Origin of the sequence: Rhodobacter capsulatus, assembly GCF_052363175.1 — a bacterium.
In the GTDB taxonomy this organism is placed as follows: Bacteria; Pseudomonadota; Alphaproteobacteria; order Rhodobacterales; family Rhodobacteraceae; genus Rhodobacter; species Rhodobacter capsulatus_D.
In genome coordinates, this window is record NZ_CP198946.1 from 3,569,693 (window position 1) to 3,592,992 (window position 23,300).

The following is a 23,300-nucleotide window of genomic DNA, read 5'->3' on the forward strand; positions in this document are numbered from 1 at the left end:
TCAATGAAAACTCGCCTGAAAGGACGTCGCAGTCAGCGAGACATGCGCGTCCAGCGGCGGATGCAACTCGAACGCCTTCGGCTCGCGCGCGCAGTTCCAGAGCCGGAACAGGGACCACTCCGAGCGCCGCTCCTCGGCCACAGCCAGCTCGTTGCGGCTGATGTGGAAAGGCGTGCGTTCCCAGCCATTCGTCGTCTTCACCTCGATCAGGCGCGGACGGCCATCCGGCGCGAAGCTGGCGATATCGTAGCCGGCACCATCGCCATCCTCCTCCGACACCCACCGGACCTTGCGCGCAAGATCGTCGCGGCCTGCTGAATTCAGGGCTGCACGTTCATGCGCCAGGACGCGCTCCTCACCGGCACGGCCGAGGGCCCGGTTTCGCTCGTCTCTCGCCGCGACATCGAATTTGCGAGCGATATGCAGCATCTGCTCCAGCTCCTGCGGAGGCGGCTGGTTCGACAGCGTGGGCGGCGGCCCGATCCAGATCGGCGCAGCGTCGGCCAAACCGGTCGGCGGTCGCGCAGCAGGATGGCGGCCGAGCCAGGCCGGATTGAACGCCAGCCAGCGCGCTACGGCATCCACCAGCGTCATCTGAAAATTGAAGGCGGGCTTGTAGCCCGGGATCCAGTCCTCACCCAGCCCCTTCAGCACGGCGCTGATATTCTGGTGCTTGAACTCGACCGATCCCTCGGAGCGATCGTTCAACAGCGGCAGAAGTCCGCGCCGGTGCTCGGTCTTGTTGTAGGGGCGACCAGAGACGTCGTCGGCCAGCATCGCGAAGTAATCCGCGACGATCAGGTCGTTCTCTTGATCTGTCCAGCTCCCGTTCGACATTGCGCCAGGCTAGGGGCCGAAACTGCTTTTGTCATCAGAGACTTCGCGCAAAACTCCCAAGACATACCAACCACCACGCCGCCCGTGTTGCGTCGCCATCTGTTTTGAGACGAGCCGGAACCAGCGAAACACGGGCGCAGTGCGACCTTGTCAGTTCACTAAAAAATATGGGGATTATTTACCCGTCTCGCCGAGAGCGCAGGGCGGGTGGAAAGAGACGCTGGGCGTTCGGAGACCGATCTCGCGCGGCGGGCCAGTCTCCGAAGGGCGGATGGTCCCTGCAAACCCCTTTGGCACATAAAGAAAAAGGCCCCGCGAGGGACCTGTTTTCGGGTTTGCACTGTGCAAGTGGCGGAGGGGATGGGTCTGACGTCCAACCTTCTTTTGTGGATGCCGCTCGGTTTGCAAGGAAATTCTGATCTTCTGGACTTGTGATCGAGTGCGTACTTTTGTCAGGCCTGTTCGTGCGGCTGACATGGCGCCGCTGGCCGGGATGGTGATGCGCGGACCGGGTCCAAATCTCCAACGGCGAGCTCGAGGCTCGGAGAAGGTTTCTGGTTTTCCCGACCCGGATCATGTCGATCATGTGCCCATTCGGATCATGCCTTCCTCACAACTCGGTGGCCCCGCTGCCGATTCAACGCCGTGTCAGGCGCCGATCAGCACCGGGCCGCGATAGCTTTCACCGCGCGTCAGCATCGCCCAGATGCCACGCGCCATCTTGTTCGCCAGCGCGACGGCCACGACCGGGACCGGCTTGCGTTCCAGCATCCGCGCCAACCACGACCCCTTCGGCGCACCGCGGCGCGAGGCCCAGCGGATCACAGCGGTCGCCCCGATGACCAGCAATCGACGAATGTCGCGCTGCCCCATCTTCGAGGTCTTCCCCAGCTTCTGCTTGCCCCCGGTGGAATGCTGCCGCGGCACCAGGCCGAGCCAGGCGGCGAAGTCTCGCCCTCGGCGGAACTGATCCATCGGCGGCGCGAAGGTCTCGACCGCCAGTGCAGTGATCGGGCCTACACCCGGCATCGTCTGCAGCTGGCGCGGCATTTCCGCTTCGTTCGACAAGGCCGCGATCCTGGCTTTCAGCGCATCGATCCGGCCGGTCAGCTGGTTGATCTGGTCGAGGAGCATCTGGCAGATCTCGCGCGCCAGATCGGGAATGTCGGCGTCAGGATCTGCGATGACCCGTTCCAGGCGTGGCAAATAGCCAATCCCCACGGGGGCGACATGGCCGAACTCGTAGAGATGCGATCTCAGCGCATTCACGGCTTCGGTGCGTTGCTTCACGAGCTGTTCGCGCGTCCGGAACGCAACCGCTCGGGCTTGCTGTTCCTGGGTCTTGGGTTCCACAAACCGCATGGTCGGTCGCAGCGCCGCCTCGACGATTGCTTCCGCATCGGCGGCGTCATTCTTCTGGCGCTTGATGAACGGCTTGACGTAGTGCGGCGCGATCAGCCGGACCTTATGCCCGTGGCGGGACATTTCCCGCGCCCAATGATGCGCACTGGCGCAGGCCTCCATCACCACGAGGCACGGCGGCTGCTCCGCCATGAACCGGGCGAACTGTGGTCGCGTCAGCTTCTTGCGGAACACGACGGACCCGTCCGCCGCTGCGCCGTGAACCTGGAACACGTTCTTTGCCAGATCGACGCCGATGATGGTAACCTCTCCCATGGATGCCCTCTCCTTCAGCTTGTGCTTCGACACCACGAGTATGGCACATCGCGATGCCGTCAGGGTGAGAGCGGCATCCACCCCATCTCCACCTTAAGGGATTGATTTCATTATACAAGATCCCAACAGCTCTCGCTTCAGATCACGAACACCGGCGCGAACCCACCCCCTAGCGTCCTGAAATTTGTGGTCTGGCCTTGATGAAGGCGCGCGGCCACCAGAAGCACCTGCCCATCATAGGTATATAGTCGCACGTCCATTTTGCGCCCCTGGGGTGTCTCGTCGATCTTGATCATGCGCTCGCTGGGGCGGACCAGCGTCTGGGCAACGTATCCGCCTCCCGCGATCTCCGCCCAGACTCCTTTCGTCAGCTTGTCGCCACGATATACCGCCTTGCCACCATGTCCTCCTGTCGGCTTGAAGAACAGGTCCTTGCGGGATTTCCAAAGTGCATCAGCGTTGTCGGGATTGACCAGGACGGTGCGTGGAACGGCATCAAGCAGGGCGCGAAGTCTCGGCTCCACGCCCCAGGCCTCCAGCGTCGCGGGTTTTGAAAGAAGCGAAAGATTGCGCTTGTCGGCAAGGAGCGCGTGGTTGTGCGGATTCGGCGTTACGACAACCGCGCCATCACGGTAGGATTCCTGCAATGCCTTGTGCTCGGGCTGATCAAAGGCGAAATCGGTGACCCGGTTGTAAACGAGATCGATCGTCTTTCCGTCGACGCTGAGCCGACCATCGTCGTAGCTAAGGTGACCGGCGTCGGCGATGACCGCGTCTACCCCTCGTGCCGCCAAAACTTGCCGCGCGAGCACGAACTCGGGATAAAGGTACTGTTCCGGCGGATTGTCATCGATGATGGCGATGCGTTGTGGCGTGCCCGTTCCCCGCTGCCGAATCCATTCGTTCTGGAACATGCGAAACGCCGCGTCCTCGAACGATGGCAGCGCCGGGGGGATATCCATTTCGGCACAACACGCGCGCTGCGCCCTTGCAAGAAAGGCATTGAGAAATGCCCCGCCGGCGTTGGTATTGATCTCGATCAGCCGGGGGCCGTCTTCGCCAAGATGAAAGTCGTAGCCCATCAATGCCCCGATCGGACCGTGATCCGCCCGCGCGATTTCCGGCGCCCAGGAAAGGACCGCGGCTTTGTATGCCGCGAGTTGGGCGGTGGTCTCCACAGCCGCTGCGATGGCGCGCATCTCATCCACGGTGGTGGCCGAAAGGAACACCGGTACGTGCGAGAACAGATGGGCCTTGGGGCGGATGAACGTCTCGAAGAATGCCGGCTCACCGGCCTCGCGCTCCATCGCTTCGCGCAGCGATGGAAGGTCCAGTGTAACGCAGAAGCAGTTCTTGTTGAGTCGGTCCGTGCGGTCCTGAACCCGCTTCGATGAACTGGAGCCGGGATTGTTCATCGAGGGAAAACCCGAGGCGGCGCCAAGATCGAGCGCGCTTCAAATGCCAAGTAAGCCATGAATAATCCCACGAACATCCCTCCCAAAGGTTTCGCCATCAGGTCGATCCAAACATGCCGCTTCTGTTCGGCGGCATCAACTGTGACCGGTGGGCCTCGGGAAATTGCACTGCCGGTCGCAGGGGCAGCTCCATCCCGAAGGTGCCATCAGTGTGGTTGCGACACATTCTCCTGGTAGGTCCGCTCGCGCTCTGGCCAGGTGCTCTTGATATAGGCGAGGACAGCCCGGATCTCGGCGTCGCTGAGAAGATCGGCAAACCCCGGCATGTCGCTCTCATAGCCGCCCCCGACGATGGCGGCCGTGCCTTCCCTGACGATGCGGAACAGGATGTCATCGGGATGGTGCCACGTGTGGCCGCCGGCATCGTGCGGTGGCGCCGGGAGACGCCCGGACGGAAGGGGCGTCTTCCAGTCCGGCTGCCCCTCGAGCTGCGCACCGTGGCAGGACGCACATTGGTCCGCATAGATCTGCCGGCCCTGTTCGATGACTTCTGCAGATGACGCGGCGTTGGATGCGGTCTGGGCATAGTGCCTGCCAGCGAAGACCGCCATGACCAGGCCTCCGACGAGCAACCCGGGCCACAAGATATTACGGAGTTCTTTTCGCATGAGTTGCATGATTGGTGGCGAGGAATTTCTATTGGCTATATGCCGAGGATGAATTTCTGCCAGAGGCGCGACGCCGGAGGCAATGGACATTCCCGTGACCAGCGCCTATCTTTCCGGCATGTTCTCGCGCCTCGTCACCATGCTTGCCGTACTCGCGATCGCCGTCATGACGACGGTGACCTCCGCGCATGCGGCGCGCTTGAGCGCAGAGCCGGATCACTCGGTGCATGTCGGCGAGATGATGCAGGTTGCGGCCGGCAGCGACCGTTCCTGTGACGGCGCACAGCACTGCGGATCGATGGATGCTGGAAGCTGTGAGTTGCTTTGTTCAGGTCTTTTGGTCTTTCTGACATTTCCGAGGGAAGACTCGCCCAGCGTTTACGCGCCTGCCAGCCATGACCTGCCCACCGGTGCAGTGCTTGCCGGTCGGGCACCTGGACTGAACGAACGACCTCCCAAGCACCGTCTCCTCTGATCGCGCGTCCGGGCCGAGGCCCGCGGCGTCTTGTCGGTTTTGATGAACGGGACGAGCTGTCCCGAGGAGACGACCATGAATACCCTTTCACGACGCGGCTTTCTTGCCGCTGGCGCCGCCATGCTGGCCTATGCGCATCTGCCCCGGATCGCGGCAGCGCAGGGCGCCGCCCCGCTGTCGCTGCACGCCGCCACCCGGACGCTCGACATCGACGGTCGCGCCGCCACCGTCTGGGGTCTTGCCGGGCCAGCCGGACAGGGGCTGACACTCGATCCCGGCGCGCGGTTCCGGGTGGATCTGCGCAACGATCTCGATACTGACACGCTGATCCACTGGCACGGCCAGATCCCGCCCAACGCACAGGATGGCGTGCCCGACATGCCTTTGCCGATGCTCGCCCCCGGCGAGACTCGCGCCTATGACTTCGCGCCGCTGCCCGGCACCTACTGGATGCACGCGCATGTGCCGCTGCACGAGATGCGCCTTCTGGCCGCGCCGCTGATCGTGCGCAGCGCCGAGGATGTCGCCGCCGACCGGCAGGAGGTGGTGCTGTTCCTGCATGATTTCTCGTTCAAGGCACCCGAGGAGGTGATGGCCGAGATCCTTGGCGGCCACGGGACCGCCGGCGGTCATGGAGGCGGCCACGGCGCGGTCATGGGCGGCATGGCGGCCATGGACCACGGCGCGATGGGGAACATGCCGATGGGTGGCATGGATCACGGCGCCATGGGTGGCATGACGGGAATGGGCGCCATGGACGGCATGGCGATGGACCTCAACGACTACGACTGGGACGCCTATCTCGCCAACGACCGCACGCTTTCGGATCCCGAGGTGGTGCAGGTCGAGCGCGGCGGGCGCATCCGCCTGCGGGTGATCAACGCCGCCGCGGCAACGGTGTTCTGGATCGAGACTGGCGAAGCGCAGGCCCGGCTCGTCGCGGTCGATGGCCATGCCGTTCAGCCCGTCCCCGGCACGCGGTTCGGCTTGGCCATGGGCCAACGGCTCGACCTCGAGATCGACCTGCCGCAGGAGGGCGGCGCTTGGCCGATCCTCGCGCTGCGGGAAGGCGCGCGAGAGCGGACCGGGCTGATCCTTACCACGCAGGGCGCCGAGGTCCGGCGCATCGACCCCATGGCGGAGGCCGAAGCGCCTGCCTTCGACACCGACCTTGCGCAGGAGACGCGTCTGATCGCCGCCGACGCCCTGCCGGATCGTCCGGTGGACCGCAGCCACATGGTGATGCTGGGCGGCACGATGCAGCCCTATGTCTGGACGATCAACGGGGCCGTCTGGGGCCAGCATCGTCCAATAGCCGCGCGCAGCGGTGAGCGGGTGGTGCTGTCATTCCATAACATGTCGATGATGGGTCACCCGATGCACCTGCATGGGCATGTGTTCCAGGTCGTCGGGTTGAACGGACGTGCGGTCCGAGGCGCGCTGCGCGACACGGTCTATGTGCCGCCGATGTCGATGGTCGATGTAGCGCTCGACGCCGGCGAGGCCGCGCGCTGGATGCTGCATTGCCATCACATGCCGCATCTCGAGACCGGCATGATGACCGAATTCGCAGTCAACGCATGATCGGGCAAACCGCCAAGGAGGCGTGAGAAATGGCCAGCAAGACAGATCACCATCACCACAACCACGGCCATGTGCACGATCACGCGCATGACCACGCCGCCGTCGCGCGGGACGACACGCACAAGGTCAAGGACCCTGTCTGCGGCATGATGGTCGACCCGCACACGACCGAGCACAAGGCCGAGCATGCCGGCCTGCCGTATTACTTCTGCTCCGCCGGCTGCCGGGCCAAGTTCCTGGCAGAGCCGGAACGTTACCTCGATCCGGCGACCGCGGCGGCCACGGCAGAGCCGGTGCCCGAGGGGACGATCTATACCTGCCCGATGCACCCGGAGATCCGGCAGGTCGGCCCCGGCTCCTGCCCGATCTGCGGCATGGCGCTGGAGCCGGTGCTGGTCAGTCTCGAGGCCGGACCCAACGAGGAACTGATCGACATGACACGTCGGTTCTGGATCGGACTGGCGCTGACGATACCAGTGGTCGTCCTCGAAATGGGCGGCCATTTTCTTGGCTTGAGCCATTATGTCGGCCAGCTGACCTCGAACTGGCTGCAACTGATCCTCGCAACGCCGGTCGTTCTCTGGGCCGGCTGGCCATTCTTTCAGCGCGGCTGGCAGTCGCTGGTCAACCGCAGCCTCAACATGTTCACCCTGATCGCCATGGGCACCGGGACCGCCTGGATCTACAGCGTCGTCGCCACAGTTGCGCCCGGTATCTTTCCCGATGCGTTTCGCCAGCAGGACGGTTCCGTCGCGGTCTATTTCGAGGCGGCGGCGGTCATCACCGTGCTGGTGCTGCTCGGGCAGGTGCTGGAACTGCGGGCGCGAGAGAGCACCAGCGGCGCCATCCGCGCGCTGCTCGACCTCGCCCCCAAGACCGCCCGGATCATTCGCGACGATGGCATGGAGGAGGAGGTTCCGCTCGACAGCGTGCATGTCGGCGACCGCCTGCGTGTGCGTCCCGGCGAGAAGGTGCCGGTCGATGGCGAAGTGCTGGAAGGCCGCAGCGCCGTCGATGAATCGATGGTGACGGGTGAATCGATGCCTGTGACCAAGGAGGCCGGTGCATCGGCCATCGGCGGCACCATGAACCAGTCCGGCGCGCTGGTGATCGAGGCGCGGAAAGTTGGCCGCGACACCATGTTGTCGCAGATCGTCCAGCTTGTCGCCGAGGCGCAGCGGAGCCGCGCGCCGATCCAGCGCCTCGCCGACCAAGTGTCGGGCTGGTTCGTGCCGGCGGTGATCGTGATCGCGATCCTTGCCTTCATCGCCTGGTCGATCTGGGGCCCGGAGCCGCGTTTCTCCTTCGGTCTGATCGCTGCCGTGTCGGTGCTGATCATCGCCTGTCCCTGCGCGTTGGGGTTGGCGACGCCGATGTCGATCATGGTCGGCGTCGGCCGTGGCGCGCAGGCGGGCGTGCTGATCAAGAACGCCGAGGCGCTGGAGAATATGGAGAAGGTCAACACCATCATCGTCGACAAGACCGGCACTCTGACCGAGGGCCGGCCCGCTGTGACCGCCATCGTTCCGGCTGCTGGCTTCAGCGAGGACGAGGCGCTGCGGCTTGCCGCCAGTGTGGAGCGGGCCAGCGAGCATCCGCTGGCGCTGGCCATCGTCCGCGCCGCCGAGGAGCGCGGGATCGCGACGGCGCCGGTTGCGGATTTCGACTCGCCGACCGGGAAGGGCGCGCTCGGGGTGGTCGAAGGCAAGCGCATTCCGCTTGGCAATGCGAAGTTCCTCGCCGAGCAAGGCGTCGATGTCGCTCCGCTCGCCGATGAGGCCGACCGGCTGCGCGAGGACGGGGCGACCGCGATCTTCATGGGGGTGGATGGCCGCGTCGCCGCGATCTTCGCCATTGCCGATCCGGTCAAGCCATCGACGCCGGAGGCGCTGGCCGCGCTCAAGGAACAAGGCATCCGCGTGGTCATGCTCACCGGCGACAACTGGACCACAGCGAAGGCCGTCGCGCGCCATCTCGGCATCGACGAGGTCGAGGCCGAGGTTCTGCCCGATCAGAAAAGCGCGGTGGTGCAGCGGCACAAGGCGGCGGGCGAAGTTGTGGCGATGGCGGGCGATGGGGTGAACGACGCGCCGGCGCTGGCGGCCGCCGATGTCGGCATCGCGATGGGCACAGGCACCGATGTGGCGATGGAAAGCGCCGGTGTCACGCTGCTGAAGGGCGATCTGAACGGCATCGTCCGCGCCCGCTGGCTGTCGCAGGCGGTGATGGGCAACATCCGCCAGAACCTGTTCTTCGCTTTCATCTACAACGCGCTCGGCGTGCCGGTCGCAGCCGGAGTCCTCTATCCGTTCTTCGGCATCCTGCTGTCGCCGATCATTGCGGCCGCCGCCATGGCGCTCTCATCGGTCAGCGTCATCACCAATGCCGCTCGGCTGCGGAGGGTGAAGCTATGACGATGCCGGTGCCAAGGCCCTCGGTTTGCCCATCACTCCCTTGTGAGCCGGATGCGGACCGTGACGGCGAGACAATGAATCCATGGAAAAAGGTGTGACTATGAGAAACGACAGCAACATCAGCTGGCGCGCCATCCTGGCCGCTGCCGGCGCGCTGCCCCTGCTGATGTCCACGGCCGGCTGGGGACATGCCGAAACGCTGCCGCTGGTGAGCGTTACCAAGGATCCGTCCTGCGGCTGCTGCGATGGCTGGATCGCGCACATCGAGGATGCGGGATTCCCGGTGCGGGTGGTGGAATCCACCGACATGGACAGCTTCAAGCAGCGCCTCGGCGTGCCGGCCGAACTGGCATCGTGCCACACTGCCGAGGTGGACGGCTATGTGATCGAGGGTCATGTGCCTGCCGCAGCGATCCGCCGCCTGCTGGCCGAGCGGCCTGACGTGACGGGGGCTGGCCGTTCCCGGCATGCCTGCCGGCTCGCCCGGCATGGATTTCCCGGGCGTCGATCCCGAGCCGTATGAAGCGTTCCTGTTCGGCCCGACCACCCGGAGCTTCGGGCGCTTCCTCGGTTCGCGGGGGAAATCTGAAAGGCGCCGCCGACATGAACGCCAGGCTCGCGGATGATCTCAAACAGCACCTCGCTGTGGCGGCCTGCCTCCGTCCGCGGGGCTGGCGCCCCACGTCGGGTGGCGCGCGACATGAACGCGACATCGCGCAGGGCCGGCGTGCCGCCGGCCGGCAAGGAAGGTGGCGCATGACCAAACGGGCCGGGGTCAAATTTCGGGCGAGTTGCGGCCGACTGCGCCGGTTTGCGATCTGCATCCTGCTGCTTGCCATCGGCGCACTGGTTCTGCAGGTCCCAGTCCATGCGAGCCCGACTGGACACGCCATCCACCAGCAACAGGCCGCTGCCCAGGCAAGCCACTGCACCCAGCATCACGCGTCGGACGACCATGGCGCCAATCAATCGCCAAGCTGCGTGAACACGGACGGTAGCCCAAACCTTGCGGATTGCTGTCAGACCTGCCTGACCGCCGCAGTTCCCGTCGCGCCGCCGGAGTTCGGCCCGCCCACGAGCGGTGAGGCTTTCACGGTTGTGCGCCCTGATCCGCACGACCGTTTCCCCGAAGGCATCCTGAGGCCGCCACGTCTCATCGCTGCGTGATGCGCAGGGATCGCCGCGAGAACGAGAGATGTCTCCGGCCGCTCCGGCGCAAACCCGAAAGACCAGCGAACAGAACGGAGAACCGCGACCCGGAACCCGGGCCAGCGCTCCGGAACCAGAGGATGAAATCAATGAACCGAACCACAATAGCCCTTTCCCTCGGCGTCCTGGCAGGCCTGCCTGGCGCTGCCCTCGCGCAGGCCGGGCATGACGCCCACCACCCGGGAACCCCGCCCGCGCAAGTGCAGCAGGCTCCCGTGCCGACGCCTCCCTCAGGCCAGATGGCTGGTATGCAAGGGATGATGCCAGAGCAGTGCCAAGCCATGATGCAGGCGATGGCCCCGGAATGCATGAGCGCGATGCACCAGATGATGCAGGGCGGAATGATGCAGGGGATGATGGGCGCGCCGAACGAGGGTGCCGCCCCGGCCAACGAAAGCCTTCCGGAGTTCACCCGGGCCTACGTCGAAGCGATGAATGAAATGCACGGGCCGATGATGGACGGCGTCATGGCGGATGATCCGGATGTCGCCTTCGTCCGGGGCATGATCCCCCATCATCAGGGCGCGATCGACATGGCCCGGATCGTCCAGCAATACGGAAACGACCCGCAGACCAGGGCATGGGCGGACCAGATCATCGCGGCGCAGGAAGCCGAGATCGCCGAGATGCAGGCATGGCTGGAGGCGAAGGCCGGCGACGCGCCGTCGCCCTTTGCTCAGACCGGCGGAACGGTCTACTCCGCCAACGAGGGCGGCAATTCCATCAGCGCCTTCGATCTCGGCACGGGGGCGGTCGACACGGTTACGATCCCGGTCGCGCCTCACAACGTCGATCTGACGCCGGATGGCAAGCTTCTGCTGGCGGTCGGAGATCCTGCCGCCGAGGGGGATCACGGCTCGGACGGCCATGGGCATGGCGCGGAGGGCGCGGCCGAGGGTCTGCTGGTCATTCTCGATCCGCGGAACCTCTCGGCGCCCACGGCGACCGTGACGGTAGGCTCGCATCCGGCCCATGTGGTCGCTGACCGGCAGGGGCGCGCATTTGTCTCGCTGGCCGGCGGCGACGAGATCGCCGTGGTCGACCTCGCAAAGGGAGAGGTCATCGGGCGCATCGCGACGGGGGATTATCCGCACGGCCTTCGCCTCAGCCCCGATGAGAGCCAACTCTATGTGGCTAATGTCGAGGATGGCTCGGTTTCCGTCATCGACACGCAGGATCTGACGGAAGTTGCGCGCATTCCGGTGGGCGCAGCGCCCGTTCAGGTCGGGTTTACCCCGTCTGGCGATCAGGTCTACGTCTCTCTCCGGGACGAGAACCGGGTGGCCGTCATCGACACCGCCTCCCGCGAGGTGATGAACAGGATCGACGTCGGGCCGAACCCGATCCAGATGGTTGCGACCCCCGATGGAGCCTACGTCTATGTGGCAAACCAGGGCACCGACGCGGAGCCTAACAACACCGTGTCCGTGATCGACACCGCGACCGGTCAGGTCGTGAAGACCCTCGCCACCGGCGGCGGCGCCCATGGGGTCTCGGTATCGACCGACGGGGCATTCGTGTTCGTGACCAACATCGCCGACGATACCGTGTCGATCATCGAAGTGGGGAGCCAGCACGTCGTCAAGACCCTACCGGTTGGTGATCGCCCGAACGGCATCGTCTACGGCGGATCGAGCCGGTAGGTAGTGAATGGCGCCGGAGGCAGTTCCGGCGCCGCTCTTATTCGTGGCACAGAAACATTTACACGATTCTGGAGATATGGAAAAAATGGGCACCATAGCGGCCTTGGCCGCGCTCGCGCAGGAGACCCGTCTCGATATCTTTCGGATGCTGGTGCAGGCCGGGAGCGAAGGGCGCGCTGTCGGGCATATCGGCGAGAGGCTCGGCCTGCACTCGACCACCCTCTCGTTTCATCTGAGCCAACTGAAGCATGCCGGCCTGGTGACGTTCCGCCGCGAGGGGCGATCCTTTGATCTACACCGCCAACTGTGCGGCGATGAACGGGCTGATGGCCTATCTCACAGAGAACTGCTGCGGCGGCGATACCAGCGACTGCGCGGTCGGCACAGCGGTCTGCGACCCGGGCGACCGGTGTCGGGAAAGCGTAGATTTCAAGTAGAAAACCGTCCGGCATCACAATTCCAAAGCGCCGAAAACAGCCCTGACAGGGGGGCAGAATTGTTCCCATTGCCTGACGCGACATGCCGGGCCACTGTGTTATCTCCAACCTGCAGCGAATCCCCTTCCGCTTTCTGAAACGTGAATAGGTGAACCGGGCCGGGCGTATTGCTCCGGTCGAGGCATTCGGCGGTTGCCTCGATGGTGTTGCCCGGCCCGGCATGCACACGGCAGTCCATATCTACAGATCAGAAATCCGTCTCGACATAGACCCCCGCGCAGTCGTAGGCGACGGCGGCGGCGGTCGCGCCGGTGTTGAGGAAGAGGCGCGGTGACAGGAACTGCGTGGCCGCTGGCAGGTCGGCGGTGACCTCCTGCTCGAACACCGCGCCGGAAACCTCGTCGACCACCCGCGCCCAGACCGAGCTGCCATTGGGCGGTGCCGCGATGAACAGCGTCAGCACGCCCCCCGTTGCGACGGCGAAACTCGCCCCCATGTCGGTCAGCGTCGGCGCGCCGGTGCCGTCGTTTGCGACCAGCTGCCAGCGGGTGTGGGTGCCGCGCTGGAAGCCGATCCCGATGCAGTTGATGGCTGCGGCCAGCGTCAGAGTGGTGGCCAGCGCGGCGGTCGATCCATAGAGGCCAAAGAATGCCATGCCGGTTGCCTGCAGGGTCGTCAGCGAAATCCGCGTGACGAAGGTCCAGCCGCCGAGGCCCGCGGCGTTGCCACGCCAGCAGGCCCAACCGGCAGAACGCTGGTCGGCGGCCGCATCCACCAATGCTGCCGAGGTCAGCCGCCAGCGGCGCATGCTGGCGGCCAAGTTTGTGGCGGCGAGCGTCGGGTGCGAGACCGTTCCGACCGAGGTAATGGGCAAGCCTTCGGTCGTGATCGTGGTGGTGACCGAGGGCGACCAGTTGGCGATCCGGTTTACCCCGAAGTGCGGCTGCAGCGGGAAATCCCGACCGGAGGGACGCATCACGTCGATCCAAGGGGCCCCCGCCCGGTTGCGGGCATAGACGGCCGCCTTGCCGGTGGGCGGCGGGGTTGGCGCGGAGCTGAGCCCCGGCAGGATCGTCGGTTGCGGCAGTTCCACCTGGCCATTGGTGCGGTCAATCTTCAGGGCATCAAAGAAGGCGGAGCCATCCGGGCTGACCTTGAAGCTGAAGTCGTCGTTGCCCAAGAGGCCGATCAGCGCCCGTACTGAGAACCCGGTCTTGAAGGCGAAGGCCGCATCGTTCCCGGCCGCCGCCTTGTTGACCGTCGCCTCGATCCCGGCTCCGACGTTGTTGAACAGGAGCGCCGGTGTGTTGATCGACAAGCGGTTGAAGCTGTCCGCCGTCGCCCCGCCCAAGCCCAGAAGCTGGGCGGTCAGGTTGGCTTGCGGCATCCCCACCTGAGTGACCGCATTGGCGAAAGTCACGGTGGGCGTGTTCACCACCGTTGTGCCTGCGGCCCCCGCCGTGGCCGAGCCGATGTTGACAACGGTGGTCGATCCGGATGCGCCGCCTGTGCCGAGGTTCACGGTCTTGGTGATGCCGGTGGTCGTCGCCCCAGTGCCCATACCGTAGGTGGCAGTCGTCGTCGCTGTGCCGATGCTGGCCGATGCCGCCGAGACGGTGACAGTGCCCGAGGCGGTCAGAGTCCCCGAAAACGTCTTGTTGCCTGTGAAGGTCTGGGTGCCCGCGAGGATTGCCAATTCGCTGGAGGTGTTCGGCAATGTGAAGGTGCGCGTCGTACCGGTGGTGATCCCCGACAGCGAAAATAGCGCCTTCTTCGTCAGATCGGCGTCGTTGACGAGGCTGAAGATCGCGTCGGAAACATCCTGCGGCACGCCGACCGGATCCCAGGCGCTGCCATTCCAGACCAGAAATACCTGCTCGGCCGCAACCCAGACCAGCCAGCCGGGGCGCGGCACCAGGCGCAGCCAGGAGCCATCGACCCAGAAGGCGACGTTCAGATCCCACCCCGCCCAGAGGCCCGTCGCGCCCGATGCCACGAGGTGGCGGTCGCCATCGGTGGGACTGACCGGGGGCGTGGTGCGCGTGCGGTCGAGGACCGAGAGCTGCACCATGGCATCGAGGAGGCGCAGGGCCTCGTTGTGGGTGACATGCTTCTGGGCTTGGGCCGCCAGCAGGTATGGCAGGCCAAGGTGGGTGGAGGTGTCGGACATTGGGTGCCTTCAGAACTGGAGGATGACGGTAGCGGGATCGCCGCGACCGAGGCGGTTCGAGAGCTGGTAGATGCGGATTGCCAGTGTCTGACCGGGGCCGAGTGGCGCACCCCAGTCGGTGGTCTGCTGGGCGGCGGTGTAGAGGACGGACGTCGTGGTGCTGGTCAGCGTCCGCTTGACGACAGCCCCGTCGAGGATCTGGACGTCGTAGCTTTCCAGATCCTCGGCCAGCGGCACCTCAACCTGCTCCCAGGTATCAGCCACCAGCGCGCGGGATCGCCGCGTCCAGCGGATCGTCAAATCGCCCGGGCTGCGCGCTGTCCGCCACGGCTGGGCGACATGGACCGGGGCGAAGGGCACGAGGCCGCGACCGGCGGGCGTGAAGGCCAGCGCAGTGTAGCTCGCGTCGCTGACGGCCCGCGCCGCTGGGCCAATGCGCCAGTTCCATGGCAGACCGAGATCGGCTTCGGCGATCGGCAGCGGGGCTATGGAAGAATCCAGCGCCACTACCCGTGCCCCGGCCGGGGTTGGATTGCCCATCGCCGCTTCGGTGCCGCGCTGGCCGCGCAAAAGGCGGGTCAGGCGATAGCGGCCCGGGGCGATCAGTTCGGCGGCACCCGCCTGAACGACCTCCCATTTGCCTGGTGCGGCTTCCACCGCCATCGCATTGGCGCCGCCGAACAGCGTCAGATCGGTCACGCTTTCCAGCGTGCCCGAGGCCAGATCGACGACCAGCGCGTTGCCGAGATCGAAGCGCGAGGTCGGGCCAGGGTAGAAATCCGACACCAGCGTGCCGATCCGGGCGCGGCTGCCAAAGGTGGTCAGCAAGGCAAACCCATCCGCCCCCGGGCTGCGGAACACCGCCATCTCGCCCGGCCAGGGAATGGCCTGCGCCGCGACCATCGGCCGGTGCGCGGGCTGCTCCTCGGACAGTTGCGGCAGGTCGAGCAGCACGACATCCGGCGCGCCGAAGACCACGGACCGGGTCAGCGAAGCCGGTCGCGGATCGCCGGGCGGCAGATCATAGACTGCGCGGTCCTGGCGGACGGCCTCAACGCCCCGGCCATCGGAATCGGCGATGGACACCAGCCGTAACTCGATCTCGCGGCCATCATGGGACAGCCGGATCACGTCGGCGGGGTCCAGCGCCAGCCGCGAAGGCGGTAGCCGGAAGGTGGCGCTCTCGCGGCCGATCCACGCTTCCATCAGTGCGCGGCGGCAGCGGCGTTCTGCCTCCTCGGGTGGGATTGCCATCGGGAAGGACTCGGACGCGATGCGGGTGGTGTCGACAGTGATGCGGCGGGCTTCGACGAGGGCGGCATCATAGTCCTCATCAGCGCGGGCCACCTGCCACTTCAACGCCTGCGGCAGTTCGGTTTCCTGAGCGCGGACCAGTTCCAGCGCCTCGCCCTCGCGGGAGGCCACGAGGTCGTCATGGGCCAAGGTCAGAACCGACGCCCGCCCGCGCATGACGAAGCGGATCATGCCTTCGGTCTCGATGGCATCGAACCCGAAATGTCGGGCCAGCGTGCTAATCGAGGATCGCGGGGCTTCCAGCGCGGTGATGGCATAGCCCTCAACCGCACCCCAGAGGCCGGACACGTCGATCAGGGCTTCCAGCATCCCGGCGCGCAGGCAGAGGTGGCGCACGAGGGCCGCCAGCGAGACAGCCCCCAGCCGCCCGGTCAGCCAGTGGCCCAGTCGCCAGTTCGTGCCATCGGTCCAAACGTCCGTCAGTTCGGGGAAAAAGGGGTATGGCCGCGCATCCCAGGTCCAGGCGGCACATTCGGGCACATGCACCATGCGGCCGCCATAGATGCTGGAGATCGGGTTGTCGGCCGGGTGGCCCCAGTGCAGGTAGCTCGCTTCCAGATAGGCGCGCTGGATCGCATCGTCGCGCCATCCGCGCGAGAAATACGGCGTGAAGCTCTCAGACGACTTCGGGTCGAAGAAGACGTTCGGCTGGTTCGTACCCCGGTCGATGGCCGGGCAACCAAGTTCGGTGAAGCGGATGGGTTTCGATTGAGGCGCCCATGCGGTCGGTGAGCCGCTCTCCACTCCGCCCGGCCGGTTGAAATGTTGAACGGCTTGCAATAAGGACCCCGCTTCTGGGGTGATCGGCGTCCAAAAGGGACCCCACCGACCGGGGGTTGGGTCCATTGTGCCTTCGATGATTATCGGAGGCCGAGCACGGGATGCTGATCGTGGAGACAATCGCAAAAATCAGGCGGCTGCATTTTACTGAGGGCAAGGGGATCAAGACGATCTGCCGTGACCTGAAGCTGTCGAAGAAGGTGGTGCGGAAGGTGATCCGCACCGGGATTACCGAGTTCACCTATACCCGGACGGTGCAGCCGCGCCCGAAGCTGGGTGCCTGGCTGGGGGAGCTCAACCGGCTGCTGGAGGTCAACGCCGCGCGGGCCAGCCGGGAACGTCAATCCCTGACACAGCTCTACGAAGAGCTGAGCGGTCTCGGCTATGAAGGCGGTTATGATGCGGTGCGTCGCTACGCCTCGAACTGGGCGCGCAATCAGAGTTCGGGCGCATCTTCTGCTTTCGTGCCCCTGAGCTTTGCGCCCGGCGAAGCCTATCAGTTCGATTGGAGCCACGAGGTTGTGGTCATTGATGGGGCGACGACCACCATCAAAGTGGCCCATGTTCGCCTGTGTCACAGCCGGATGTTCTTCGTGCGGGCCTATCCGCGCGAGACACAGGAGATGGTGTTCGATGCCCACGACAGGGCCTTCGCCTTCTTCAAGGGCACCTGCACCCGCGGGATCTACGACAACATGAAGACGGCGGTGGAGACCATCTTCACCGGCAAGGAACGTCTCTACAATCGCCGGTTCCTGCAGATGGCCAGCCATTATCTGGTCGAACCCGTTGCCTGCACCCCTGCTGCGGGTTGGGAGAAAGGCCAGGTGGAGAGCCAGGTCGGTACGGTCCGCCAGCGGTTCTTCTCGCCCCGCGTCCGGGTCAAAAGCTACGAGGAACTGAATGCCTGGCTGCTGGACAAGTGCATCGCATCGGCCAGAAGCAGCAAGCATCCGGAGCTGACGGACAAAACCGTCTGGCAGGTCTTCCAGGAAGAGAGAGGTGGTTCGGTTGCTCTGAACAGGTTCCGGGCGTTTTCTAAGTGGTTTTCCGCCTCGGTTATGCCGCCGCCGCTTCGGGTGTCGGCGGGTTGAAGTAGGCCTGATCGGGGGGTTTGCCGTCAAGCGACGAATGAGGGCGGCGGGTGTTGTAGAAGTTCAGATACCGGCCGATCCCGGCGCGAGCTTCGGACACGCTGGCATAGGCGTGCAGGTAGACCTCTTCGTATTTGATGGTCCGCCACAGGCGCTCGACGAAGACATTGTCGCGCCAGGCCCCCTTGCCATCCATGCTGATCTTGATCTCGCGGGCGGCGAGCACCTTGATGAAGTCGATGGACGTGAACTGGCTGCCCTGATCCGTATTGAAGATCTCGGGCGTGCCGTGACGTGCCAACGCCTCCTCGACAGCTTCCATGCAGAACTCGGCCTCCAGCGTGATCGACACTCGCCATGCCAGGACGCGCCGTGTGAACCAGTCCAGCACGGCGGCGAGGTAGATGAACCCCCGGGCCATGGGGATGTAGGTGATGTCCATCGCCCAGACCTGGTTGGGCCGCGTGATCGGCAGCTTTCTCAGCAGATACGGGTAGGTCTTGTGCCCCGGCGCTGGCTTCGAGCTGTTCGGCTTGCGATAGAGCGCCTCGATGCCCATGCGCTTCATCAGCGTGGCAACATGCAGCCGCCCGACCTTGAACCCTTCCTGGACCAGCAGACCCTGCAGCATCCGGCTGCCCGCGAACGGGAATTCCATATGCAGCTTGTCGATCCGGTGCATCAGCTTCAGATCGGCCTCCGACACCGGGCGGGGCTTGTAGTAGATGCTCCCCCGGCTGATCCCCAGCACGACGGCCTGGCGGCTGATGCTCAGCTTGGCGGTGGGATCGATCATTTTCTTGCGCTCGGCAGCAGACCCGCCTTGCCGAGCGCGCCGGACAAAAAATCATTCTCCAGCGTCAGCTCTCCGATCTTCGCATGCAGGGTCTTCACATCGATGATCGGCTCCGGCTCGGCTTTCGGGGCTTCCCCGAACACCCCGGTCGCCCCCTCAAGCAGCTGGTCTCGCCACTGCTTGATCTGGTTCGGATGAACGTCGAACTCCTGCGCCAGCTCGATCATGGTCTTCTCGCCCTTGATCGCGGCTACCGCCACTTTCGCCTTGAAAGCCGGGCTGTGGTTCCGGCGCGGTCGTCTTGCCATGGTCTTCTCCTCGCTCGCAGCATCATGCTGCTGTTACGCGGAAAATCCACTTATCCCGGCTGTTCAGGTTCCCGCAGCCACCTCTAAAGGCATGGATCTCGCCTGCCGCCCCGATAAGATCCTCCATGTTTCGGCGCGTTTTGCCTGGCGCTCGCGTGCGCTTGGTCCGGTCCTTCGGTTCGCCCTTCTTTGGCCTTTTGGCCTTCTGCGGGAGCGTGACAGCCGACAAGTCGAAGCCTTCGAGTGCGCATACGCTAGCGTCAGGCACGTGGGCCGAGATATGCGCGAAGAGATCTGCGAGACCGCTCTCCGAGTTATCGATTTCTCCGCCGCAGACAGAGACCATTCGCTTTTTCCGTTCAGCCACAGCTTGTTGAGCTGCCAGACGACCCTGTGCATCCTCCATCTCGGAAGCATTGACCTGCAACGCTGTCATCAGCGCGTCTAGTGACCGTGCATCCCTGAGCGCGTCCCGAATCTTCTGCGGCGATGTAATGGGAAGATCCGCATGAATGAACTCGAGCACGCGCGCTTCATCCCAGCGTTTAGTGAAAACATCGCGATCTTCGGTCCTGGCCGAAATCGTGGGGTCGCCCAGTTTTGTCTCGCGCCAAGCTGAGCTTTCATTCTGACCCGCGGCCGCATGCCATGCCGTTGCGATCAGGATGAATTGGCTATGGAGCGTCTCCAGGAGACGGCGATTTTCGGACGCAGTTGCAACAGGATCAGTCAGCGGAACTTCGACCGGCAGGCATGAAACAGCGCGTCCGGGTTCGTCTGAGGCGAGGAGGAGGGATAAGGCAGCCTCATCAAGATCATAGCCTGCTGCGACCAGTTCCGTAGCGATGACTCTTGCGGTTTCCGACGCAGGGAGCTCCCAAAAAGCCTCGGCGGCAGCTGGGGGGCAGGAGATTTCATCGAGCCGTTTCATCATGGTAATGAAGGACGGCGCGTCGCGGTATTGCTTGTCTCGTGCATGTCTGGGCCCTTTGAGTTGCAAGTTCCACAAGCTCCACCCCAACCGGATGCATGGACAGGACAGTCATGTGACCGGATCGGTCAGGCCCTTCTCGGGTCACAAGCAGCGGCGAGGCGCAGCCTCTCCGCAAGGCGTTCCTGGGCGGCCGACAGGTCCGGGGAAAGACACGGCGGTCGATCAGTGTGTGGGTCAAACCGCGCAGGACGCCTTGCGGCGCCAGCTTACCAGACGGTCTATCGCTGTGAGAGTCAGGCCGCCCAAGAACTGGCAACCATCTTCTGACTATCCGTGTGATGAATACAGCCTGGTGGCGGGCGGCGCAGGGCAACAGCCATGTTCAGCGCCCTGATCGCCAGATCCTGTTTCATCCTGTTGCTGATAGCCCAGCCAATCACGCGCCTCGAGAACAGGTCGATGATGACGGCCAGATAAACCCAGCCCTCACGCGTCCAGATGTAGGTGATGTCGCCCGCCCACTTCTGGTTCGGGGCACTCGCCGAAAAGTCCTGTTGCAAGAGGTTCGGCGCGATGTTGAAGGCGTGATCGCTGTCGGTGGTGCGCTTGAACGCCGCTCGCTGCGGATGATGCGGATGCCGTTCTGGCGCATCAGACGGCCTACCCGACGCTGTCCGACCCGCAGGCCCAGCTCGTTCAACTCTTCGGTCATCCGCGGCCTGCCGTAGCTGCCCAGGCTCAGCCGATGCTGTTCGCGGATATGCGCCAGGATCACCATGTCGCGCCGCTGACGGATGGACGGGGGCCTGCGCAGCCACGCGCGCAACCCGCGATCCGTTACGCCCATCATGCGACAGAGATGGCTGCGCGAAAGGCTGCCCCGATAGCTGGCAATGAACTGAAACCTCACGGCTTTTGAGCCGCGAAGAACTGAGCCGCCTTTTTTAATACTTCCCTCTCCTCGCGCAATATACGGTTCTCTTTCCGCAGCCGTTCATTCTCGCGCAGAAGATCGGCGTCCCGGTCAGGCACCTTCGCCTCATCGGAAATCGCCCGTATCCACTTGCCGAGCGTCGAAAGCCCAACCCCAAGATCAGACGCAACCTGACGTCTCGTCAGGCCGCTGGTGAGCGCGATGCGAACCGCATCCCGCTTGAACTCGTCGCCGTGTGTCGCTGCCATATCCTGTCTCCTTTGGTGAGAGCATCGCTCTCAGAAGACCGGAACGAAACCGGGGCAGGTCCAAAGCTCTCGGCGTCACGCGCCATGATGGTTATGTTGACGCCTCCGCCTGCGCCGTAGCTCTGCGCCTCGCGCCGCGACAGCACGCGCTCGCCCCGCTGCAGGATCGCAGGAACCTCGTCGTGGCGCAGCGCACTGAACGACAGCCTCGATCTCGGCGCGGTGCTGGTAGTGGTAGCGTAGTGGCGAGAGCGTGACCTCCGGCTCGCCTGGCTCGCCGTCGCGCAGGATCAGCAGGCCTTCGGCCGGGACGCGCTCGGGCAGCACCTCACCGCGCAGGGCGGTGGCGGGCAGCGCCAAGAGCCGCGCGTGCAGCGCGGCGAGGATGGTTTCGCGGGGAGTGGGCATGGTTTACGGGCTGTCTGGGTTTTTGGGATGAGCCTTCCGGTCATCCGGGTGTAGGAGAGAGCGATCTTCCTCGATCTCGGAGTAGACCCAGACCATCCTGTCCAGGAGCCAAAGCTTCGACAGCATTGCGATAGCAACGCCAGTCATCGTCAGGGACAGATTCAACCCCGCAAGCCCGACGACCAGAAACACTGCGCCTGTCGACGTCGCAATCGTCAGGGCTCTGACCACCGGGACATGATGCGCGAGCGCCGCGTCCTTGCCCCGCAGCAGCCAGATGCGCTCGCCTAGGACACCCTTCGACATCCAGTTGTTGGTGGACGCCGGAGGTGGGAACAGGCGCGGGTTCAACCATGTCCAGATCAGCACTGCGCCTATTGGAAGCAGCGCCCACCAACCAATCCAGACGCGACTCCAGACGGCAACGGCAAGCAGGGGCAGGATCGAAACCCGCGACCAGCCACTCCAGGGATTCGCATGCCGCGCCCAGACTGTAGCGTTCATGGCCATGATCCGTTCGGCGCCAAAGCCGTTTAGCATTTCTGTGCCCCCGATCCTGCCAAATTACTGTAGCGCCGATGCAGGTCGTTGTCCGCCCGCCGGAGGTCCTGCCATTAGCCGATCCGCCCCTCGACCCAGTTCGCCACGATCAGCCCCGGCACGCTGTCCACCGCTCTCTCCGCATCCCGCGCCAGATCCAGCCGCTTGGGCAGCTTCACCTGCGGGACCAGCAGGAAGATCGGCGCGGTGACCTTGCCGCGTCCGGTCTTCGAGCGCGACACCACCGCCTGGCCCTTCGTGTTCAGCCGCCCCTCGGCCACCAGCAGGCTCGGACCGGTGCGGCGATAGACGAAGCGCAGCCGCAGCCCGCGTCGCCGTTCCCACTCGCCAGGAGTGATCCGGCCGCCGCGCAGGGACTTGCCCGCGGCGGGCAGCGGGATCGCCAGCCAGAACCCGTCCTTCGAGCGGATCAGCGGCCCGGCGTCATGCGCGCCGACGATGACCGGCGCCTTGGACCAGACCAGAGCTGCGGCGTCCAGGCTCTCGCCCGACCTCGGGAAGGTCTGGCTCCGGATCGAATTGGCGAGCCGTGTGCCGAGCCCCGCGCCGGTGATCTGCAACCGCCACGCCGACTTCAGCCCGGTCCCGGCCTCGCGCATGGCGGCGGTCACGGCGCGTTCGCCCGCGGCGACCTCAGCCGCCATCATCGCGACGATGTCGGGATCGATGTCGAGCTTCAGTTTCACGCGGGCCTCAGATCCACGGTCCAGACGAGCCGCTCGCGGTCGCGGACGGGCTCGCCCTGAATGAGGAAGGCGTCCCCATCGATCTCGATCCTATCGCCGGGACGCGGGTTCGCCACCTCGGCGACGCGCAGGTCGATCCGCGTGGTCTCGGACCAGAGCCGCGCATCGCCGAAGTCGGTGACCGCATCGGCACGCCGGGCGACGACGCGCACCAGGACGGGCGTGCCGCCGTCGGCGATGTAGACCGCGTCCCGGCCGATGTTCGGATCGGCGAAGAGCGCACCGACGGCGGCAGCGAAGGCGCTCATCAGAAGGCCGCGTTCAGCCGTACCCGGCCGATGGTATCGCTCGCGCCGCTCGCCACCGCCTCGACGGCCACGCCGATGAGGGTGTTGTCGGTGGCAACCGTGGTGCAGCGCTTGTTGGTGTCGTCCCAATAGATCTTGGCGCCGACGGTCCAGGCCTGGGAGCCGACCTTGGTGATGTCGAACACGCCGACGAGCGAGGTCTCGACGGGCTCGCCGAGGGCGGCCGCTCCGGCGGCGATGCCGAAGATGGAGCCGACGAGCAGACCATCGCCGGAGGCGACGGCATAGGGCGCGGTCAGGGTGATGGTGTTGCCGGGCTGGACGAAGTTTTTCATGGACGTGATCCTCGTGGAAAGACGAAGGGCGGCCCGTCAGGACCGCCCGTGTGTCAGGGTTCAGG

General features: G+C 64.9%; 18 protein-coding genes and 4 pseudogenes. 8 read left to right on the forward strand and 14 right to left on the reverse strand.

Translation table 11 applies throughout. From position 1 onward, the window contains the following. From ACTTAI_RS18510 to ACTTAI_RS18525, 4 genes are all read right to left on the reverse strand, one after another. Window positions 1-837, reverse strand: coding sequence for a DUF3883 domain-containing protein (locus ACTTAI_RS18510; RefSeq protein ID WP_444452951.1), 837 nt, complete (start codon window positions 835-837; stop codon window positions 1-3). Between the two features lie 648 nt (window positions 838-1,485). Further along, on the reverse strand, window positions 1,486-2,514 hold the full coding sequence (locus ACTTAI_RS18515) for an IS110 family transposase (RefSeq protein WP_374592153.1): 1,029 nt from the start codon (window positions 2,512-2,514) through the stop codon (window positions 1,486-1,488). A 137-nt stretch (window positions 2,515-2,651) separates the two neighbouring features. Further along, entirely contained in the window at window positions 2,652-3,929 is a 1,278-nt protein-coding gene (locus ACTTAI_RS18520) for a hypothetical protein (protein ID WP_444452952.1), read from the reverse strand. Window positions 3,930-4,135: 206 nt separating this feature from the next. Beyond that, complete coding sequence (locus tag ACTTAI_RS18525) at window positions 4,136-4,540, reverse strand: c-type cytochrome (RefSeq protein WP_052174987.1); 405 nt, start codon at window positions 4,538-4,540, stop codon at window positions 4,136-4,138. A 139-nt stretch (window positions 4,541-4,679) separates the two neighbouring features. On the opposite strand from ACTTAI_RS18525, the gene ACTTAI_RS18530 reads away from it, so the two are divergent. The 7 genes from ACTTAI_RS18530 (at window position 4,680) to ACTTAI_RS18560 (ending at window position 12,496) form a co-directional block, all read left to right on the forward strand. Beyond that, on the forward strand, window positions 4,680-5,072 hold the full coding sequence (locus ACTTAI_RS18530) for a hypothetical protein (protein ID WP_444452953.1): 393 nt from the start codon (window positions 4,680-4,682) through the stop codon (window positions 5,070-5,072). A 75-nt stretch (window positions 5,073-5,147) separates the two neighbouring features. Next, window positions 5,148-6,656, forward strand: a complete 1,509-nt coding sequence (locus ACTTAI_RS18535) for a multicopper oxidase family protein (RefSeq protein ID WP_444452954.1) — start codon at window positions 5,148-5,150, stop codon at window positions 6,654-6,656. 29 nt (window positions 6,657-6,685) lie between these two features. Then, window positions 6,686-9,070 carry a heavy metal translocating P-type ATPase gene (locus tag ACTTAI_RS18540; RefSeq protein ID WP_444452955.1) on the forward strand — a complete coding sequence of 795 codons (2,385 nt, stop codon included), beginning with the start codon at window positions 6,686-6,688 and terminating at the stop codon, window positions 9,068-9,070. 82 nt (window positions 9,071-9,152) lie between these two features. Continuing rightward, entirely contained in the window at window positions 9,153-9,593 is a 441-nt protein-coding gene (locus ACTTAI_RS18545; RefSeq protein WP_444452956.1) for a DUF411 domain-containing protein, read from the forward strand. A 233-nt stretch (window positions 9,594-9,826) separates the two neighbouring features. Next, window positions 9,827-10,237: a hypothetical protein gene (locus ACTTAI_RS18550; protein WP_444452957.1), complete on the forward strand. Its 411-nt coding sequence runs from the start codon at window positions 9,827-9,829 to the stop codon at window positions 10,235-10,237. A 131-nt stretch (window positions 10,238-10,368) separates the two neighbouring features. Beyond that, window positions 10,369-11,922 carry a CopM family metallochaperone gene (gene copM / locus ACTTAI_RS18555; RefSeq protein WP_444452959.1) on the forward strand — a complete coding sequence of 518 codons (1,554 nt, stop codon included), beginning with the start codon at window positions 10,369-10,371 and terminating at the stop codon, window positions 11,920-11,922. 145 nt (window positions 11,923-12,067) lie between these two features. Continuing rightward, a complete protein-coding gene (locus ACTTAI_RS18560; protein ID WP_444455808.1) occupies window positions 12,068-12,496 on the forward strand; it encodes an ArsR/SmtB family transcription factor in 429 nt (142 codons plus the stop codon). A 110-nt stretch (window positions 12,497-12,606) separates the two neighbouring features. Here the strand turns inward: ACTTAI_RS18560 and ACTTAI_RS18565 are convergent, their stop codons facing one another. Both ACTTAI_RS18565 and ACTTAI_RS18570 read right to left on the reverse strand, forming a co-directional pair. Next, complete coding sequence (locus ACTTAI_RS18565; RefSeq protein ID WP_444452960.1) at window positions 12,607-14,529, reverse strand: DUF2793 domain-containing protein; 1,923 nt, start codon at window positions 14,527-14,529, stop codon at window positions 12,607-12,609. Between the two features lie 9 nt (window positions 14,530-14,538). Continuing rightward, window positions 14,539-16,608: pseudogene (locus ACTTAI_RS18570) on the reverse strand (baseplate megatron protein TIM-barrel domain-containing protein); the annotation flags it as partial. Window positions 16,609-16,724: 116 nt separating this feature from the next. On the opposite strand from ACTTAI_RS18570, the pseudogene istA reads away from it, so the two are divergent. After that, a pseudogene (gene istA, locus ACTTAI_RS18575) lies at window positions 16,725-17,660 on the forward strand (IS21 family transposase); the annotation flags it as partial. A gap of 22 nt (window positions 17,661-17,682) precedes the next feature. Here istA and ACTTAI_RS18580 read toward each other — a convergent pair. From ACTTAI_RS18580 to ACTTAI_RS18615, 8 genes and pseudogenes are all read right to left on the reverse strand, one after another. Next, window positions 17,683-18,821, reverse strand: a protein-coding gene (locus ACTTAI_RS18580) for an IS3 family transposase (protein WP_444452961.1) whose coding sequence is annotated in 2 segments (ribosomal slippage) — window positions 17,683-18,566 and window positions 18,566-18,821 — 1,140 coding nt in all. Because the reading frame shifts where the segments join, the coding sequence is not laid out codon by codon here. Between the two features lie 22 nt (window positions 18,822-18,843). Beyond that, complete coding sequence (locus ACTTAI_RS18585; RefSeq protein WP_444452963.1) at window positions 18,844-19,830, reverse strand: hypothetical protein; 987 nt, start codon at window positions 19,828-19,830, stop codon at window positions 18,844-18,846. A gap of 254 nt (window positions 19,831-20,084) precedes the next feature. Next, a pseudogene (locus tag ACTTAI_RS18590) lies at window positions 20,085-20,937 on the reverse strand (IS3 family transposase); the annotation flags it as partial. Window positions 20,938-21,123: 186 nt separating this feature from the next. Next, window positions 21,124-21,345: pseudogene (locus tag ACTTAI_RS18595) on the reverse strand (acyl-CoA transferase); the annotation flags it as partial. A gap of 3 nt (window positions 21,346-21,348) precedes the next feature. Further along, on the reverse strand, window positions 21,349-21,855 hold the full coding sequence (locus ACTTAI_RS18600) for a DUF6653 family protein (protein ID WP_444452964.1): 507 nt from the start codon (window positions 21,853-21,855) through the stop codon (window positions 21,349-21,351). Window positions 21,856-21,959: 104 nt separating this feature from the next. Then, the gene (locus tag ACTTAI_RS18605) at window positions 21,960-22,592 is read right to left on the reverse strand and encodes a DUF6441 family protein (protein WP_444452966.1); all 633 of its coding nucleotides are present in this window, start codon (window positions 22,590-22,592) and stop codon (window positions 21,960-21,962) included. After that, window positions 22,589-22,900, reverse strand: a complete 312-nt coding sequence (locus ACTTAI_RS18610) for a head-tail joining protein (RefSeq protein WP_036707952.1) — start codon at window positions 22,898-22,900, stop codon at window positions 22,589-22,591. The genes ACTTAI_RS18605 and ACTTAI_RS18610 overlap by 4 nt, the downstream gene beginning before the upstream one ends. After that, a complete protein-coding gene (locus ACTTAI_RS18615; RefSeq protein WP_036707950.1) occupies window positions 22,900-23,235 on the reverse strand; it encodes a DUF2190 family protein in 336 nt (111 codons plus the stop codon). The genes ACTTAI_RS18610 and ACTTAI_RS18615 overlap by 1 nt, the downstream gene beginning before the upstream one ends. Window positions 23,236-23,300 lie beyond the last annotated feature (65 nt).